The organism is Mesorhizobium sp. B2-4-14 (genome assembly GCF_006442155.1).
In the GTDB taxonomy this organism is placed as follows: Bacteria; Pseudomonadota; Alphaproteobacteria; order Rhizobiales; family Rhizobiaceae; genus Mesorhizobium.
In genome coordinates, this window is the sequence record NZ_VFVA01000012.1 from 91,052 (window position 1) to 108,153 (window position 17,102).

Here is a 17,102-nt window from a genome sequence, read left to right on the forward strand (position 1 = left end):
TCATTACTCTTGCGGCGGATGGCGTTCGACCAGACCGATCGTATTGCCAGCAGGATCCTTTAGGAAGGCCATCCAGTCGCTTTCCCCCGCTGGACCGAAAAGACCCTTGGCGTCGCGATGGACGAGAGCTGGCGGCGCGGTGAAGGGAACGCCCGCGGCCTTTGCCTCGGCGTGGAAATCGTCAAGGTTTGATATGTCGAGATAGACGGTACCGGCCGGTATGCCATCCGTGAACAGCAGCCTGATGTCGCCGGCCATGATGAAGGCGATGCCTGGCGGATCGTAGCGGGCATGTACGGCCAAGCCGAGCACATCGCGCCAGAAGGCCAGCGTCGAATCAAGGTCGCGTCCGGCCGACAGCGCGATCTGACGGACCGCGCCGATGGCAGGCATGCTGTTAGATGGAGAAGCTCGTGCCGCAGCCGCAGGAGGCGACCGCATTCGGGTTCCTGATCTGGAACGACTGGCCCATCAAATCGTCGACGAAGTCGATCACCGAGCCGCCCATATAGACCAAGGAGAGGTCGTCGATCAGCACCGTGGCGCCGTCCTTCTCGATGGCGACGTCGTCGTCGTTGCGCGTATCGACCAGGTCGAGCTTGTAGGAAAAGCCGGAACAGCCACCGCCTTCAACGGAAACGCGCAGCGCCGTCTTGCCGGCTTCGCCAGAGACGATCTTGGCGATCCGCTTGGCCGCGGCCTCGGTCATGTCGACTTTCATGGCAGTCTTGGCATCCGCGCCCATTGGCGTCACCTTGCTTTCCGTTTCACATGATAGGTATGAAGCGCAAGCGGCCAAGTCAACCACATCCCAAGTCAACTGCACCAAGTCAACCTGCGGCATCGATCATGACCAACGAGTTGGGCGACATCGGATTTGGCTATCGGCCACGCGCGGCCTATGCCACCGATCCAGCGCGTTCGCGCGGCCGGCTGTTCGACGAGGTCGAAAGCCCGACCCGGACGCCGTTCCAGCGCGACCGGGACCGCATCATCCATTCGACCGCGTTCCGGCGGCTCAAGCACAAGACCCAGGTCTTCATCGCCCATGAAAGCGACCATTATCGCACAAGGCTGACCCATTCGATCGAAGTGGCGCAGATCGCCCGTGCGCTGGCGCGGGCGCTGCGCGGCGACGAGGATCTCGCCGAGGCGGTCGCGCTGGTGCATGATTTCGGCCACACGCCCTTCGGCCACACTGGCGAAGACGCGCTGAACGACAAGATGGCCGCCTGGGGCGGCTTCGATCACAACGCGCAATCGCTGCGTATCGTGACGAGGCTGGAAGCGCGATATGCCGAATTCGACGGGTTGAACCTGACCTGGGAAACGCTTGAGGGCCTGGTCAAGCACAACGGTCCCCTGACGGACACCAGCGGCAAAGGCCTGAAAGGACCGGTGCCGCAGGCGATCCGCGATTATTCGCAGCTGCAGGACCTCGAACTCGACCGGTTCGCCGGCATCGAGGCGCAATGCGCGGCGATCGCCGATGACATCGCCTACAACACCCATGACATAGACGACGGCCTGCGGGCAGGGCTGCTGACGCTCGACATGCTGGAGGCCGTCTCGCTGCCGGGAGCGATCCTGAAGGGCGTGCGCCAACGCTATCCGGCGCTCGATGACGTACGCACCGGCCACGAATTGATGCGGCGGCAGATCACCGCCATGGTCGAGGACGTCATTGTCTGCGCGACCGCCAATCTGGAGCGTGCAGGGCCGCGCAGCGCCGATGCTGTGCGGGCGGCGGGCGAGACGATGGTTACTTTTTCCGCCGAGATGGCCGCGGCCGAGAAGGAACTGAAGGCGTTCCTCTACAAGCACCTCTACCGGCACGCGGAGGTGATGCGGGTGCGCGCCGGTGCCGAGCAGATCGTCAGGGATCTGTTCGACGCCTATTTCGCCGACCCTCGTGCCATGCCGGACGGCTGGCGCGAGGGGCTGGACCGGGCCGAAGATCGCATCAAGGCGCGCAGCGTTGCCGATTTCCTCGCGGGCATGACCGATACCTACGCGCTGAAGGAACATCGGCGTTTGTTTGACCGGACACCGGATTTGAGCTAGGGCGGGCGCGATTTTGCCGGCCAACGAGCCGGATTCGCCATAAAGCCGCCAGAGCAATACCCATGAACATCTTCGCCGATTTCACCGCGCGAGTCACAAAGGCTGTCGAAGCGCTCGATCTGAAAGACAAGGACGGCGGTTCGCCCGACCTGTCGCGCATTGCCGTCGAACCGCCGCGCGACGCCAGCCATGGCGATCTCGCGACCAATGCCGCGATGGTGCTGGCCAAGCCAACCGGCCAGAACCCGCGCCCGTTGGCCGAGAAACTGGCGGAGGCGCTGCGGGCCGACAAGGATGTCGCCGCCGCCGAGGTCGCAGGCCCGGGCTTCGTCAATCTCCGGCTCAAGGACGGCTTCTGGCAGGCTCATCTGTCGGTGCTTCTCGGCGAGGGCCGCAACTATGGCCGCTCGACGATCGGGGCCGGCCGGAAAACCAATGTCGAATATGTCTCGGCCAATCCGACGGGGCCGATGCATGTCGGCCATTGCCGTGGCGCGGTTGTCGGTGACGCGCTCGCCAACCTGATGGCGTTCGCCGGCTACGACGTGACCAAGGAATATGTCATCAACGATGCCGGCTCGCAGATCGATGTATTGGGCCGTTCGGCGATGCTGCGCTACCGCGAGGCGCTCGGCGAGGACATCGGCGAGATTCCGGCCGGACTTTACCCGGGGGACTATCTCGTCCCGGTCGGCGAGGCTTTGGTCCGGGAGTTTGGCCGCTCCCTGCTGCAGATGCCGGAAGACGAGGCGCTGGCCATCGTCAAGGACCGCACCATCGATGCGATGATGGCGATGATCCGCGAGGACCTCGCGCTGCTCAACGTGCACCACGACGTGTTCTTCTCCGAGCGCACGCTGCATGCCGACAATGCCAGGAAGATCCGCTCGGCGATCAGCGACCTGACGATGAAGGGCCACATCTACAAGGGCAAGCTGCCGCCGCCCAAGGGCGAGAAACCGGACGACTGGGAAGACCGCGAACAGACGCTGTTCCGGTCGACCGCCGTGGGCGACGACATGGACCGGGCGCTGGTCAAGTCCGATGGCGCCTTTACCTACTTCGCCGCCGACGTGGCGTATCTGAAGGACAAGGTCGATCGCGGCTTTGTCGACCTGATCTATGTGCTTGGCGCCGACCATGGCGGCTACGTCAAGCGGCTGGAAGCGCTGGCGCGGGCAATTGCCGGCGACGACGTCAAGCTCACCGTGCTTTTGTGCAACCTGGTCAAGCTGTTCCGCGATGGCGAGCCGGTCCGCATGTCGAAGCGGTCCGGCGACTTCGTGACGTTGCGCGAGGTCGTTGAAGAAGTCGGGCGCGACCCGATCCGCTTCATGATGCTCTACCGCAAGAACGATGCGCCGCTTGATTTCGACTTCGCCAAGGTGACGGAGCAGTCGAAGGACAATCCGGTGTTTTATGTGCAGTACGCCTCGGCGCGCTGCCATTCGGTGTTCCGGCAGGCGAGCGAGCAATTGGGCGCGGCGAATTTCGACCGCAAGAGCCTGGCTGCCGCGGTGACGTCGTTGACCGACGAGGGCGAGATCGGCCTGATCCGCAAGCTCGCCGAATATCCACGCCTAATCGAGTCCGCAGCACTTGCGCTCGAGCCACATCGGCTGGCATTTTATCTCTATGATCTGGCGTCCAGCTTCCATGGACATTGGAACCGGGGCACGGATAATCCGGACTTACGTTTTGTTAAAGTTAACGACCGAGAATTGACGCATGCCAGACTAGGGCTGGTGCAGGCTGTTTCGGACGTTTTGACGTCCGGCCTGACGTTGATCGGAGCCGCCGCGCCCACCGAAATGCGTTAGGTTTAACTAAAAAACCTGTCACCTTTTGCCCACATTGCGCTGGTAAGGGCCAACCCTGCGCGACGTCCATGGCGTCCGACTGAGTGCGAGTTCGGGAACAATAATGGCAGACAGAACCCAGCTGAGAATAGCCGACAACAACGACATCGCCGACGATGATCCGTTCGCGGAGCTGACCAGGATCATGGGATTCGACCCGCGCCAGCCGGTCAAGCCGCAGGCGCCGGTCCCGTCACAGGTCACTGTCGCCGGTCCGTCAGTGCAAGAGGACGATTTCGATATCGATCTCGAAAAGGAACTGATGGGCGAGTTCGACGCTGGCGACAGCGTCGTCGCTCCCGCTGTCGAGGTTCATGAGCCGGCATTCGAAACGGCGGCCATCCATGCGGCGGACGACGATCTTGCCCTTTCGCTCGACGACGATTTCCACCTGGACATGGCCAATGTCGATGACCAGGCGGTCGTCGCCAGCCATGCGAGTGCCGCTGCGGCCGATGCCGCGCCATCCATCGAGCCTGCCTTCGACGCCGATTTCGACAATGCCGTCGCCAGTTCGCTTGAAGGCGTTTCGCCCTATGAGGACGATCTGCCGATGGAGGACGAGCTTGCCGCGTCGCTCGACCGGGACTTCCATGTCGAGGATGAGGCCGCCGAGACCCAGCACGCTGTTGCCGAAGAGCCGGTGATTGAGGAGCCGGTCTCGGATCATCAGTTCGACGATGCGGTCGCCATGTCGCTCGAAGACGAGCTGATGCTTGACGACCATTCGGCGGATCAGCACCACGCGGCTGCCGTCGAATACCCAGAACCGGCGCAGGCCGCCGCGAATGAGGCCCAGGCGGTCTCCGATGAGGCTTTCGCGGGCCACTTCGACGAAGCCATGGCCGATGTCGGCGCGGATTTTGACATTCAGGCGGACGAGCCGGTGGCCTTTGATGAGGCGGACGAAGTGCTCGCCCATGCCGAGGAAACGAAGAGCGAGATCCCAAGCGCCGAACCCGTGTCGGATGATGCTTTCGATGTAAACCTCGATGACGCGTTTGCCGAGCCTGCCGAAGAGCCCGCCGCCGAGCTCGCGGCTGCTGCGGTTCAACCGGCGGCGACGGCAGCCCCCGCTGCCAATATGGCCGAGCCGGCGCAAGCCCCCATGGCCGATGAACGGAGCCTCGAGGACGAGTTGAATGCGCTTCTCGGCGCCATGACCGCACGCGCGGTGCCGTCTGCCAAGGAGCCGGCCATGGCCGGACCCGTCGTGGCTCAACCTGCTGCTATTCCTGTCGCAGCCGCAAAGACCACCGAGGAGCCCGCCGATCTTGTTGGCGAACTCGACTGGGATCTCGACGAACCGGCATCCGAAGAGCAAATGCATCACTCCGATGCCGCGCAGGCCGCCGATACCGATGTCGATAATCTGCTGCTCGATGAGCTTCAGGATCTTGGCTCGCATGCCACTGATGCTGATCAAGTCGATGTCGATATCGACAATGATGCGTTCGATGCCGCCTTGGCCAAGAGCCTGGATCCGAGTGACGGAGCAGTCTTCCGGCAGGATCAAGCTGATTCTCCCGATTGGCAGGCGGAACGCTCCGCACCGGCGGAACCGGCCCGTTCGTGGAGCCGCGTAACACCGGTTCCCCAGCAGCCGGCATTTGCCGCGCAGCCAGCCGCTTCGATGGCTGCCGGGGCCGTGGCACCGGAAGTGGCCGCGATGCCGCCCTACCATCCGACCGAGCCCGTTGCGGCCGCCCCTTATGCGACGCCGGTATCCGCGCCGCAGCCCCGCCAGTCCTCCCGCTACGAAGAGATGCCTGATGTCGAGACGGTCGACGTGCCGGAGCGCGTTGTGGCGCTGGCTGACGATCTCGACATTCCGGAGCTGCATTTCGAGGAAGATGAACCGGCGGCATCCGGCTATGACGATCTTGACGCCGAGTTCGCCAGCCTTCTGACGGAAATGAATTCGGTGGATGTCGCGCCGGCTCCCGCTGCTGCCGCAAGCAGCGCGTCCCATGCGGATGAATCCTATAATGCCGGTTTCAATTCGGGATATGAGGCGCTCAATCCGGGATATGAGGGCCCCAATCCGGGATATGAGAAGCTCAATCCGGGATATGCGCTCAATCAGGGATACGAACAACCCAAGTCGGCCTATCAGCCGGAAGCGCGGACCTATGCGGCGCGGCCGGCCGAAATGCCTGCCCGCGGGGCGGCGACCACAGGCTACGCCAATGCCGCCGACGGCTTCGACCTCGACAACCTGCCCGGCAGCCAGCCGGTCTCGCAGGCGGACGATTTTACCGTCGATGAACTCGACTACGATCCTGAACTTGACGAGGCCATGTCTGTTCCCGGGCTCGGCGAGCGGGAAGCGGCCAGGCCGTCGGGCCGGCGCGGCCTGTTCATCGCTGCGATCGTCGGCGCGGTGGCGGTTGCAGGCGGTCTTGGTGCCTTTGCCCTGTCTCTTGGCGGCAAGGGTGGCAGCGAGGCCCCGGTGATCGTGAAGGCCGACAATTCGCCAATCAAGATCAAGCCCGAAAATCCGGGCGGCACTGTGGTGCCGAACCAGGACAACAAGGTCTATGACGCCGTGGTCAAGGGTGCGAAGCCCGCCGAGCCGGTGCAGCAGAAACTTGTCACCAACACCGAGGAACCTGTGGATGTGCAGGCGAAGGACCCGGCCCGTGCCGTCGATCTTTCTTCTGGCCAGAGCGCTGCCGCTGGCGTGACGGACGAGGGCAACACCGCCCCGATCGCCAATGCCGTCGCGACCGCCAATGCAGCACCGGCCGCCAGTGCGCCGGCCGACAATGCGGCACCGGCGCCCAAGTCCGAGGATCGCATCGCGCAGGTGCTGCAGGATGCCGACAAGGGCACCAGCACCGACGTCGTCGCCGTTGCGCCGCGCAAGGTGAGGACCATGGTGGTCAAGTCAGACGGCTCGCTGGTGCCGCGCGAGGATCCGGCACCGGCCGCACCGCAGGTGGCCGCCACTGAACCAGCCGATCCGGCGCCCCAGCATGTCGCCCCTTCGGGCCAGTCCGATGCCGACCAGACCGGTACCGTGGCGACCGCCGCCGCCCAGGCGGACGAGCCTGCGCTCAAGCCGGCAGCCAAGCCGCCGGCGAAGGCGCAGTCGGCCAACACGCCGGCCAAAGTTCCGGTGGCGCCGCAGCGTCCGTCCGACCAGCCGGTCGACGTCGTCGGCGAGGTCAAGCCCGATCAGGTCGCTTCCATCGATCCGGCAACGGCGGCGACCGGCGGTTCATGGTCGATGCAGATCGCTTCGCAGCCGACCGTGGAAAGCGCCCAATCGACTTACCAGGATCTGCAGCGCCGCTACGGCAGCGTGCTTTCCGGCCGCACCGCCAACATCGTCAAGGCCGAGATCGCAGGCAAAGGCACATTCTACCGCGTCCGCGTTCCGGCTCAGTCGCGCAACGATGCCATCAATTTGTGCACCAGCTACAAGGCAGCCGGCGGCAACTGCTTCGTGTCGCGTTAGACGCCGATAACCATTCAAAAACCGGCGCGGCCCAAGGCCGCGCCGGTTTTCGTATAGGCTGCCCCTATGCGCCCGGCTTTTTCATGTGCCCGTTTTTCATGTGGGATATCTTGTGGTCGCGGCCTGCGAGCAGAGACGATTCCCTTTGATCGCGCGAGGCCTTAGACTCCAGCCATGACCGAATCAAAATCCATGATCCTCGGCTGTGCCGGGAAATCGCTCACCCGCGAAGAAATCAACTTCTATCGCAATGAATGCCCCTGGGCCTTCATCCTGTTTGCCCGCAACATTAGCGAGACCGAGCAGATCCGTGATCTGGTCGCCGAGATGCGCGACTGCATCGGGCGTCCGGATGCGCTGGTGTTCATCGACCAGGAAGGCGGCAGGGTGCAACGCCTTCGGCCACCGCTGGCGCCAAACTATCCGGCGGGCGGCGCGCTTGGCGCGCTGTGGCGCGACGATCACGACGCCGGCGCCCGTGCGGCCTGGCTGATGGCGCGCCTGCACGCTTTTGACCTGCTGCGCTACGGCATCACAGCAGATTGCCTGCCGGTGCTCGACGTGCCGATCGAAGGTGCCAGCGATGTCATCGGCGCGCGCGCCTATGGCAAGGAGCCGCGCGCGGTCATCGAACTTGGCCGCGCCACGGCCGAAGGCCTGATGTCGGGCGGCGTGCTGCCTGTCATGAAACACATTCCGGGCCATGGCAGGGCCTTTGCCGACACGCACTTCGAGTTGCCTACAGTCGACGCTTCGCTCAGCGACCTGCAGCGGCATGATTTCGCTCCGTTCAGGGAGCTTAACCATCTGCCGATGGCGATGACCGCGCATGTCGTCTACAGCGCCATCGATCCCAAGAATCCGGCAACGACGTCCGGCAAGGTCATCGACGAGATCATTCGCCGCGACATCGGCTTTGACGGGCTCCTGATGAGCGACGACACTTCGATGAAGGCACTTTCTGGGGATTTCCCGACAAAGGCGGCCTCGATCCTTGCGGCGGGCTGCGATCTGGTCCTTCACTGCAACGGCGTTTTCGAGGAGATGGCGGGCATCGCATCGCGCACCAGGGGGCTTGAGGGCAAGTCGCTGGAGCGCGCAAAGCGGGCGATGACCTATATCAGCAAAAGCGACACGGCCGAGGAAACCGAGATACGCGCTGAATTCGCCACCTATTTCGATGCGGTGGCCTGACCAAGAGGAAGTGGAAGGACTGTGGCGGAAACATTGGAGAGCAAGGCCCCGAAGGCCGCACCGATGGACCGCCTGTGGGCCGAGAATGACGATTCACGGCTGACTGGCGATCCGTCGCTGGTGGTCGACGTCGCCGGATTCGAAGGTCCGCTCGATCTCCTGCTGCATCTTGCCCGCAATCAGAAGGTCGACCTGGCGCGCATTTCCATCCTTGCGCTGGCGGAGCAATATCTGGCCTTTGTCGAGACTGCGAGGGCGCTGCGCCTCGAGCTTGCCGCCGACTACCTGGTGATGGCGGCGTGGCTGGCGTTCCTGAAATCGAAGCTTTTGATCCCCAAGCAGCCGGGCGAGGAGGGTGAAAGCGGCGAGGAACTAGCGGCGGTGCTGCAATTCCGGCTGAAGCGGCTCGAGGCCATGCGCGACGCGGCGGCGCGTCTCGTCAATCGCAACCGACTCGGCCGCGACGTGTTCGCGCGCGGCATGCCGGAGATGGTCATCATCGAGAAGCGCAACTCTTACTCGGCCTCGCTCTACGACCTTTTGACCGCTTATGCGCAGCAGCGGCAGAAGCAGGCGATCACCAATGTGACGATCGCCAGGCGCGGTGTCTGGTCGCTCAAGGATGCCCGAGATATCCTGACGCGGCTGATCGGCTCGCTGCGGGACTGGACGGCGCTCGACAGCTTCCTCATCCAGTATCTGACCAGCCCGGAAGAGCGGCGCACGGCCATCGCCAGCTCATTCGCAGCGACACTGGAGCTGGTGCGCGAGCGCAAAATGGATATGCGGCAGGACCAGGTGTTCGCGCCGATCTATCTGCGCGACCACCGCGCACAGACAATCAAGCCAGTCGAGGTGGCATCATGAGCGAACGCGCCAACGCTTCGGTTATCCCGTTCAAGTTGGACGAGGAGCAGGAAGAGGGCGAACTCGACCAGGCTTCAGTCCAGAATCCGGAACAGAATCCGGCCGAGCGCCTGCACATGGCCGAGGCCATGCGCATGGCCGAGGCGATCGTCTTCGCCAGTGCCGAACCGGTCAGTGAAAAGCAGCTTGCCGCACGCCTTCCAGATGGCATCAACATCGCGCTTGCGATGGTGGAATTGCAGCAGATCTACGCCCGGCGCGGCGTCAATCTGGTCCGGGTCGGCGATGCCTGGGCGTTCCGCACCGCCGGCGATCTTGCCTTCCTGATGAGCCGCGACACGGTGCAGCAGCGCAAGCTGTCGCGGGCCGCGCTCGAAGTGCTGGCGATCATTGCCTATCACCAGCCGGTGACGCGCGCCGAGATCGAGGACATCCGTGGTGTCGAAACCTCGAAAGGCACACTCGACACGCTGCTGGAGACGGAATGGGTGCGTATGCGCGGCCGTCGCAAAACGCCTGGCCGTCCCGTCACTTATGGCACCACCGAAACCTTCCTTGACCATTTTGCGCTCGAGGAAATCCGTGATCTTCCCGGCATGGAGGAATTGAAGGGCGCCGGCCTGCTTTCGGGCCGCATGCCGTCGAATTTCTCGATCCCGCTGCCGCCGGCCGACCCCGACGTGCTGAGCGAGGACGAGGATCCGTTGACCGACATCGATCTCGAGGAACTCGGCCTGCTGACGCCGCGCGTCACGGAAGATTGACCACGGGCGCCTATCAAAAGCTGCTTTCCGGCTTTACATGCGCCGTTTGGTAGCGGGCCGCTTCGCTGAAAATGCGTGACATCCGCCAGCCTTTCATAAACTCTGTCGCGGTTGTGTTTGAATCCCAACGCGAAAACGCATAGATCATCGCCAGGGAAAACATTCGAGAGAGATTTGCTATGGGTTCATTTTCAATTTGGCACTGGATGATCGTGCTGGTCATCGTGCTTCTGGTGTTCGGCCGCGGCAAGATTCCGGAGCTGATGGGCGACATGGCCAAGGGCATCAAGAGCTTCAAGAAGGGCATGGCCGACGACGACGTTGCCGACGACAAGCGTACCGTCGAGCACCGCGCCGACGAAACCGTTTCGGCAGCCAAGGAAAAAGTCAGCAAGAGCTGAGCCCAACGGTGTTGCTTTGTGCATGTCGTTGTCCCAAAACCGCTTCGCACTTTTGGGCGACAAGCACTAGTCGGAACTGATAGCCATGTTTGAAGTCGGCTGGACCGAAATGCTGGTGATCGCGATCGTCATGATCGTGGTCGTCGGGCCGAAGGATTTGCCCAACATGCTGCGCACCTTCGGCCGCACGACGGCGAAGCTGCGCACCATGGCGGCCGACTTCCAGAAACAGTTCAACGAGGCGCTGAAGGAAGCCGAGCTCGACGATGTCAAGAAATCGGTCGACGAGCTCAGGGGCCTCAGCCCGGTTGCAGAGATCCGCAAGCAGCTCAATCCGTTCGAGCAGGCGGCGGCCGATGTGCGCGCCGGCGTCGACGCGGCGATGAAGCCGAAGCCGGCCGCTGATCCGGCGGCACCTGCCGCCTCGACGCCGCAGGCGGCCGAGCCGTTGAAGAACGGTGCGACGGAAATGCCTGGTGTCAACGGGCCAGATGCCGCGCCGACAACGCCGATTTTTCCGGCAATGACCGATGCTTCGGCGGTGCCGGCATCCACGGAACCTGCCGTGGCGCCGAAGGCACCTGCGGCAAAGAAGGCCGCCAGGACGGCGCCGGAGGCAAAAAAAGGGCCGTCGAAGGCCTCGACACCCGCGAAGGCGGTGACGGCAAAAGCCGCACCAGCGCCCAAGGCGTCGGCAAAGCCCGTGACGGCGGCAAAGCCTGAGGCCGCCGCGACGAAGCCCGCAGCTGCCAACACGACAGCTGCAAAGGCGACTGCTGCCAAGACGACAGCTGCAAAGGCTGGGGCGAAAGCCGAACCGAAGCCTGCTCCGGCGAAGCCGGTGACCAGGAAGACGTCGGGAGCCGCCAAATGAGCGTTTCGGACAAGGAAAAAGACGAGATCGAAAAATCGTCTGCGCCGCTGATCGAGCATCTCATCGAATTGCGCCGCCGCCTGATCTGGTCGCTCGGGGGTTTCTTCGTTGCCTTCCTGGTGTGCTTCTTCTTCGCCAAGCGGTTGTTCAACCTGCTGGTCGTCCCCTTCAAATGGGCGACGAAATGGGCCGGGCTCGATCCGCACAAGGTCGAGCTGATCTACACCGCGCCGCAGGAATTCTTCTTCACCCAGGTCAAGCTCGCCATGTTCGGCGGTATGGTCATCGCTTTTCCGCTGATCGCCACGCAGATCTACAAATTCATTGCCCCCGGTCTCTACAAGAACGAGCGCAACGCCTTCCTGCCGTTCCTGATCGCGTCGCCCGTCCTGTTCCTGATGGGCGCTTCGCTGGTCTATTTCTTCTTCACGCCGATGGTGATGTGGTTCTTCCTTGCCATGCAGCAGGCCGGTACCGACGAGCAGGTGCAGATTTCGCTGTTGCCGAAAGTCTCGGAATATCTCAGCCTGATCATGACGCTGATATTTTCCTTCGGCCTGGTGTTCCAGCTGCCGGTGGTGACCAGCCTGATGACGCGCGTCGGCATGCTGTCGTCCAAGGCGCTGGCCGAGAAGCGCAAATGGGCGATCGTCATCGCCTTTGTCGTCGCCGCCGTGCTGACACCGCCCGATCCGATGAGCCAGATCGGTCTCGCCATCCCGACCATCCTGCTCTATGAGGTCGCCATCTGGTCGTCCCGGCTGATCGAACGCAGCCAGGCGCGCGAGCGCATGGCGCGCGAGAAGCAGGAGGCAGGCGAGACCGTCGCGGACAAGACCCCGGACGAACCTCCAGCGCCGGCAGCTTCGTAACACACGCAGCCAGGCCCGAGACAGCGGCGGAAAACGGCAGCCGCCGCCCAGCCTCATCTTGCATCGATCAAAATTGCGGTTTACGCCCCTCAAACTGAAACGCATCGCCATTAAGGCGATGCGTTTCAGTTTTTGCTTTGCATGCCGTTGTCCCAAAACCGCTGCGCACTTGGGCGACATGCTACCTGAGGACGGATAAACCATGCTCGACATCAAATGGATTCGCGACAACCCGAAAGCCCTTGTCGAGGCGCTCACCAAGCGCTCGTGGCCGGCGAGCGAGGCGCAATCCACTGTCGACGGGTTGATCGCCAGTGACGAGGCGCGGCGCGAACATGTCACCGAGCTGCAGACCAAACAGGAGCGCCGCAACGCCGCCTCGAAGGAGATCGGCAACGCCATGCGTTCGGGCGATGCCGCCCTTGCCGAAAAACTGAAAGCCGAAGTCGGCGAGATAAAAACCTTCATCCAGAATGGCGAGGCGCGCGAACGCGAGCTCGACAAGGCGCTGAACGACGCGCTGGCGGTGCTGCCCAACGTGCCGCTCGATGATGTGCCTGTCGGCAAGGACGAGCACGACAATGTCGTCAGGCATGTCGTCGGCGAGCTGCCGACGCGGCCGAACTGGGTGAAGGAGCATTTCGAGATCGGCGAATCGCTCGGCATGATGGATTTCGAACGGGCGGCGAAGCTGTCGGGCTCGCGCTTCACCGTGCTGAAGAGCGGACTGGCGCGGATGGAACGGGCGATCGGCCAATTCATGCTCGACATGCACACGACCGAACATGGCTATGAGGAAGTAATCCCGCCGCTGATGGTGCGGGACGAGGTGCTTTTCGGCACCAACCAGTTGCCGAAATTCGAGGAGGATCTGTTCTTCACGCCGCACGGGGAGGGCAGGCTTGGCCTCATCCCCACCGCCGAGGTGCCGCTCACCAACCTTGTGCGTGAAGAAATCACCGCGCATGAGAAACTGCCGTTGCGCTACACGGCGCTGACGCCGTGCTTCCGGTCTGAAGCGGGCTCGGCCGGGCGCGACACGCGCGGCATGCTGCGCCAGCACCAGTTCTACAAGGTCGAGCTTGTGTCGATCACCGACCAGGACTCGTCGCTGGCCGAGCATGAGCGGATGACGCAATGCGCCGAGGAAGTGCTGAAGCGGTTGGAGCTGCCGTTCCGCACCATGGTTCTGTGCACCGGCGACATGGGTTTTGGCGCCCGCAAGACCTACGACATCGAGGTCTGGCTGCCCGGCCAGAATGCGTACCGCGAAATTTCATCGTGCTCGGTCTGCGGCGATTTCCAGGCGCGCCGCATGGACGCCCGCTACAAGGACAAGGACGGCAAGGGCAACCGTCTCGTCCACACGCTCAACGGTTCGGGCACCGCTGTCGGCCGCGCTCTCATAGCTGTCATCGAAAACTACCAGAATGAGGATGGCAGCGTAACCATTCCTGAAGTGCTGCGGCCTTACATGGGCGGCCTGGAAAAGATCGAATCGAAATAATGCGCATCCTTCTGACCAACGACGACGGCATTCATGCCGAGGGGCTGGCATCGCTCGAGCGCGTCGCCCGTACGCTGTCCGACGATGTCTGGGTGGTGGCGCCGGAGCAGGACCAGTCCGGCTACGCGCATTCGCTGTCGATCTCGGAGCCGCTGCGGCTGCGCAAGATCGGCGAAAAGCACTTTGCCGTGCGGGGCACGCCGACCGATTGCGTCATCATGGGCGTCAAGAAGATCCTGCCCGGCGCACCCGACCTGATCCTGTCCGGCATCAATTCGGGCGCCAACATCGCCGACGACGTCACTTATTCGGGAACCGTCGCCGGCGCCATGGAAGGCGCGCTGCTCGGCATCAGGTCGATCGCTCTCAGCCAGGGCTACAGCTATGTCGGCGAGGACCGCGTCGTTCCTTACGAGACCACCGAGGCGCTGGCGCCGGCGCTGCTGAAGAAGCTCGTCGCGACGCCGCTGCCCGACGGCGTGCTGCTCAATGTCAATTTTCCGAACTGCCTTCCCGAGGAAGTCGCCGGTACCGTGGTCACCACACAGGGCAAGCTGGTGCACAGCCTCTGGGTCGACGAACGTCGCGACGGCCGTGGCCTGCCTTACTATTGGCTGCGCTTCGGCCGCGAGCCGGTCGAAGGCAAGCAGGGCACCGACCTTTTTGCCCTGCGCAACCGTCTGGTGTCGGTGACGCCGTTGCAGCTCGACCTCACCGCGCATGAGATCCGTGACCAGCTGAGCAAGGCGCTTGCATGAACCATGGCATCGACGATCGCGAAGGCTTCGCCGCTTTCCTGCTGCGCCTGCGCGGCAGGGGGACCGTGCCGAAGGCGCTGATCGCGGCTTTCGAGGCGACACCACGGCGCGGTTTCCTGGCGCCCCACTTCCACCAGATCGCCTGGTCCGACCGAATGTTGCCGATCGAATGCGGCGAGGCGATCGAAGGCGCCGACATGCAGGCGGCGGTGATCGCGGCACTTGCCATCGAGCCCAGCAATCGTGTGCTCGAGATCGGCACCGGCTCGGGCTACACCGCTGCGGTGATGTCGCGGCTTGCCGCGCGCATCGTTACCATAGATCGCTACAAGACCCTGACAGAACAGGCAAAACAGCGCTTCGACGCGCTCGGTATCAGCAACGCCATCGCGCGCCAGGCCGACGGTTCCGCCGGTTTGCCCGCTGAAGGACCGTTCGATCGCATCGTCGCCTGGGCGGCTTTCGACAGCCTGCCGCGCTTTCTGCTCGACCAATTGTCGAGTGGTGGCATCGTCATCGCACCGATCGGCCCGGAGGAGGGCGAGCAGGTGCTGGCCAAGCTCACCAAGGTCGGCAGCCGTTTCGAGCGCGAGGATATCGGTCTTGTGCGCCTGCAGCCGATCCTGCGCAGCCTGGCAGCGGTGATGTAGCCTTTCGTCAGGCGTCGCCCGCCATTTCAGCCTGCCGAAGTGCATGATCGGCCGCCCCAAATATTTTAAGAAAATTTATGTCGGATTCCATAGGGTTAACCGACCAGTAACATTAACGCGCTTTAATCCTGACCAGTTGGTGCAGAGTTTGTGCGGGTTAGTGCGATGCAACTCAATGTTTTGAAGGCAAATAGTCGCAATCTGGCGCGGGGCTGCGCTGTTCTCATGATTGCAGGCGCGGCCGCCGGGTGCAGTTCCCAGGCTTCGCGGTTCAACAGTGTCGACGACGTCTTTACTTCCTCGACCAACAATCAGCGCGCGATCATCAACAAACAGGATGCCGTACAGCCCTATCCGGGCGACATCTCGGCAGCCCCGCTCGACGGCAGCCACACGCAATCGGTCGCCCGCTCCAGCCTTGAACCGGTTTCGAGCCGGCCGTTGCCGCCGCCGGTTTCAGCCCAGGCCGCTCCAGCGCTCGCGCCCGCCGCCAATCCGGTGCGTGTCGCATCGGCGCCGGCCCTGGCTCGGCCCGCTCCCCATGTCGACAGGACGACAACCGGCACCGTCGCGCCGGCCGCGAAGCCATTCAAAAATGCCCAGCCCGACGAGCCGAAGATGGCTGAGGCCGGCCGGCCGCACGCGACCGAGATCGTCGTCCGGGACGGCGAAACCATTTCCGGCCTGGCGGCGCACTACAAGGTGCGGGCCGATGTCATCATGAAGGCGAATGGCCTGAGCCCGACCAAGGGGCTAAAGACCGGTCAGAAGATCGTCATCCCGGCCTATGTCTATTCGAGCAAGGCTGAATCGAAGGTCGCTGATGCAAAGCCGGCCAAGGATGGCAAGCACGACCTGCCGGCCTCCGCGCCGGACAAGGTCGCCGTTCTGCCGCAGCAGCCGAAGGTCAAGGAGGGCAAGTCCGCGGCTCAGGTCGATGCGTCGGCTGCCACAAGCCAGCCCAAGGAGCCCAACCCAGCGCAGGTGGCCAAGGCTGGCCCCGCCGGCACCTATACGGTCCAGTCCGGCGACACGATGTCCTCGATCGCCAGGAAGACCGGCGTTGGCGTCGTTGCCCTGAAGCAGGCCAACGGCATGAAAGATGGCTTGCTCAAGATCGGCCAGACCCTGAAGGTGCCGGCCGGTGGAACCGCGACAGTCGCCAGCGCAAAGCCGGCCAAGGTCGACCCGGTGACCACGGCCACCACGCAGCCCGCCGCAAAGGCCACGCCGTCGGAAACGCTGGCATCCTACACGCCGCCGAAGAAGGATGCGAAGGTCATCCAGCAGGCCGAGGACGACGAGGCGGTGGCGCCGGATGCCACGGGCATCGGCAAGATGCGCTGGCCGGTGCGCGGCCGGGTGATCTCCGGCTTCGGATCCGGCAGGGACGGTGTCGACATCGCCGTGCCCACGGGAACGCCGATCAAGGCAGCCGAGAACGGCGTCGTCATCTATGCCGGCGACGGGCTCAAGGAATTCGGCAATACGGTGCTGGTGCGCCACGAGAACGGTCTAGTCACCGTCTACGGCCATGCCAGTTCGATCGAGGTGCAACGCGGCCAGAAGGTCAAGCGCGGTCAGGAGATCGCACTCTCGGGCATGAGCGGCACGACGGACTCGCCGAAGCTGCACTTCGAAGTGCGCAAGAACTCGGCCCCGGTCGATCCCTCGACCTATCTCGAATAGAATAAAAAAAGCGATTTGCGGGCCGTCTGACCTCCAGTCCGGCCCGCCGGCTCAGCCCGTTCCGCAAGGAGCGGGCTTTTTCAGTTGGTTTCCTGGTTTAAGTCTTTGTTCCCCCCATGTCGTAATCGCGAGACCGAGCC

The 17,102-nt window shown here is 63.3% G+C and carries 15 protein-coding genes; 13 read left to right on the top strand and 2 right to left on the bottom strand.

The window, feature by feature from the left end; all coding sequences use genetic code 11:
- Positions 1 to 3: 3 nt before the first annotated feature.
- Complete coding sequence (locus FJ938_RS13245; RefSeq protein ID WP_140694331.1) at positions 4 to 393, bottom strand: VOC family protein; 390 nt, start codon at positions 391 to 393, stop codon at positions 4 to 6.
- Positions 394 to 397: 4 nt separating this feature from the next.
- On the bottom strand, positions 398 to 745 hold the full coding sequence (erpA, locus tag FJ938_RS13250) for an iron-sulfur cluster insertion protein ErpA (protein ID WP_140694333.1): 348 nt from the start codon (positions 743 to 745) through the stop codon (positions 398 to 400).
- Between the two features lie 104 nt (positions 746 to 849).
- On the opposite strand from erpA, the gene FJ938_RS13255 reads away from it, so the two are divergent.
- From FJ938_RS13255 to FJ938_RS13315, 13 genes are all read left to right on the top strand, one after another.
- Positions 850 to 2,064 carry a deoxyguanosinetriphosphate triphosphohydrolase gene (locus FJ938_RS13255; RefSeq protein ID WP_140694336.1) on the top strand — a complete coding sequence of 405 codons (1,215 nt, stop codon included), beginning with the start codon at positions 850 to 852 and terminating at the stop codon, positions 2,062 to 2,064.
- A 62-nt stretch (positions 2,065 to 2,126) separates the two neighbouring features.
- Complete coding sequence (gene argS, locus FJ938_RS13260) at positions 2,127 to 3,884, top strand: arginine--tRNA ligase (protein ID WP_140694337.1); 1,758 nt, start codon at positions 2,127 to 2,129, stop codon at positions 3,882 to 3,884.
- A 103-nt stretch (positions 3,885 to 3,987) separates the two neighbouring features.
- Positions 3,988 to 7,386, top strand: a complete 3,399-nt coding sequence (locus FJ938_RS13265) for an SPOR domain-containing protein (protein WP_140694339.1) — start codon at positions 3,988 to 3,990, stop codon at positions 7,384 to 7,386.
- A 174-nt stretch (positions 7,387 to 7,560) separates the two neighbouring features.
- A complete protein-coding gene (nagZ, locus tag FJ938_RS13270) occupies positions 7,561 to 8,580 on the top strand; it encodes a beta-N-acetylhexosaminidase (RefSeq protein ID WP_140694341.1) in 1,020 nt (339 codons plus the stop codon).
- Positions 8,581 to 8,643: 63 nt separating this feature from the next.
- Positions 8,644 to 9,447: a ScpA family protein gene (locus FJ938_RS13275; RefSeq protein ID WP_140607637.1), complete on the top strand. Its 804-nt coding sequence runs from the start codon at positions 8,644 to 8,646 to the stop codon at positions 9,445 to 9,447.
- The gene (scpB, locus tag FJ938_RS13280) at positions 9,444 to 10,211 is read left to right on the top strand and encodes an SMC-Scp complex subunit ScpB (RefSeq protein WP_140694343.1); all 768 of its coding nucleotides are present in this window, start codon (positions 9,444 to 9,446) and stop codon (positions 10,209 to 10,211) included. The genes FJ938_RS13275 and scpB overlap by 4 nt, the downstream gene beginning before the upstream one ends.
- A 179-nt stretch (positions 10,212 to 10,390) precedes the next feature.
- Positions 10,391 to 10,612: a twin-arginine translocase TatA/TatE family subunit gene (locus FJ938_RS13285; RefSeq protein WP_140607559.1), complete on the top strand. Its 222-nt coding sequence runs from the start codon at positions 10,391 to 10,393 to the stop codon at positions 10,610 to 10,612.
- 85 nt (positions 10,613 to 10,697) lie between these two features.
- Positions 10,698 to 11,486, top strand: a complete 789-nt coding sequence (gene tatB, locus FJ938_RS13290) for a Sec-independent protein translocase protein TatB (protein WP_140694345.1) — start codon at positions 10,698 to 10,700, stop codon at positions 11,484 to 11,486.
- Positions 11,483 to 12,358 carry a twin-arginine translocase subunit TatC gene (gene tatC / locus FJ938_RS13295; protein WP_140607557.1) on the top strand — a complete coding sequence of 292 codons (876 nt, stop codon included), beginning with the start codon at positions 11,483 to 11,485 and terminating at the stop codon, positions 12,356 to 12,358. The genes tatB and tatC overlap by 4 nt, the downstream gene beginning before the upstream one ends.
- Before the next feature lie 202 nt (positions 12,359 to 12,560).
- Entirely contained in the window at positions 12,561 to 13,865 is a 1,305-nt protein-coding gene (serS, locus tag FJ938_RS13300) for a serine--tRNA ligase (RefSeq protein ID WP_140694347.1), read from the top strand.
- Entirely contained in the window at positions 13,865 to 14,623 is a 759-nt protein-coding gene (gene surE, locus FJ938_RS13305) for a 5'/3'-nucleotidase SurE (RefSeq protein ID WP_127281111.1), read from the top strand. Before serS ends, surE begins: the two co-directional genes overlap by 1 nt.
- On the top strand, positions 14,620 to 15,273 hold the full coding sequence (locus FJ938_RS13310; RefSeq protein ID WP_140694350.1) for a protein-L-isoaspartate(D-aspartate) O-methyltransferase: 654 nt from the start codon (positions 14,620 to 14,622) through the stop codon (positions 15,271 to 15,273). The genes surE and FJ938_RS13310 overlap by 4 nt, the downstream gene beginning before the upstream one ends.
- A gap of 165 nt (positions 15,274 to 15,438) precedes the next feature.
- The gene (locus FJ938_RS13315) at positions 15,439 to 16,962 is read left to right on the top strand and encodes a peptidoglycan DD-metalloendopeptidase family protein (RefSeq protein ID WP_140694352.1); all 1,524 of its coding nucleotides are present in this window, start codon (positions 15,439 to 15,441) and stop codon (positions 16,960 to 16,962) included.
- Positions 16,963 to 17,102 lie beyond the last annotated feature (140 nt).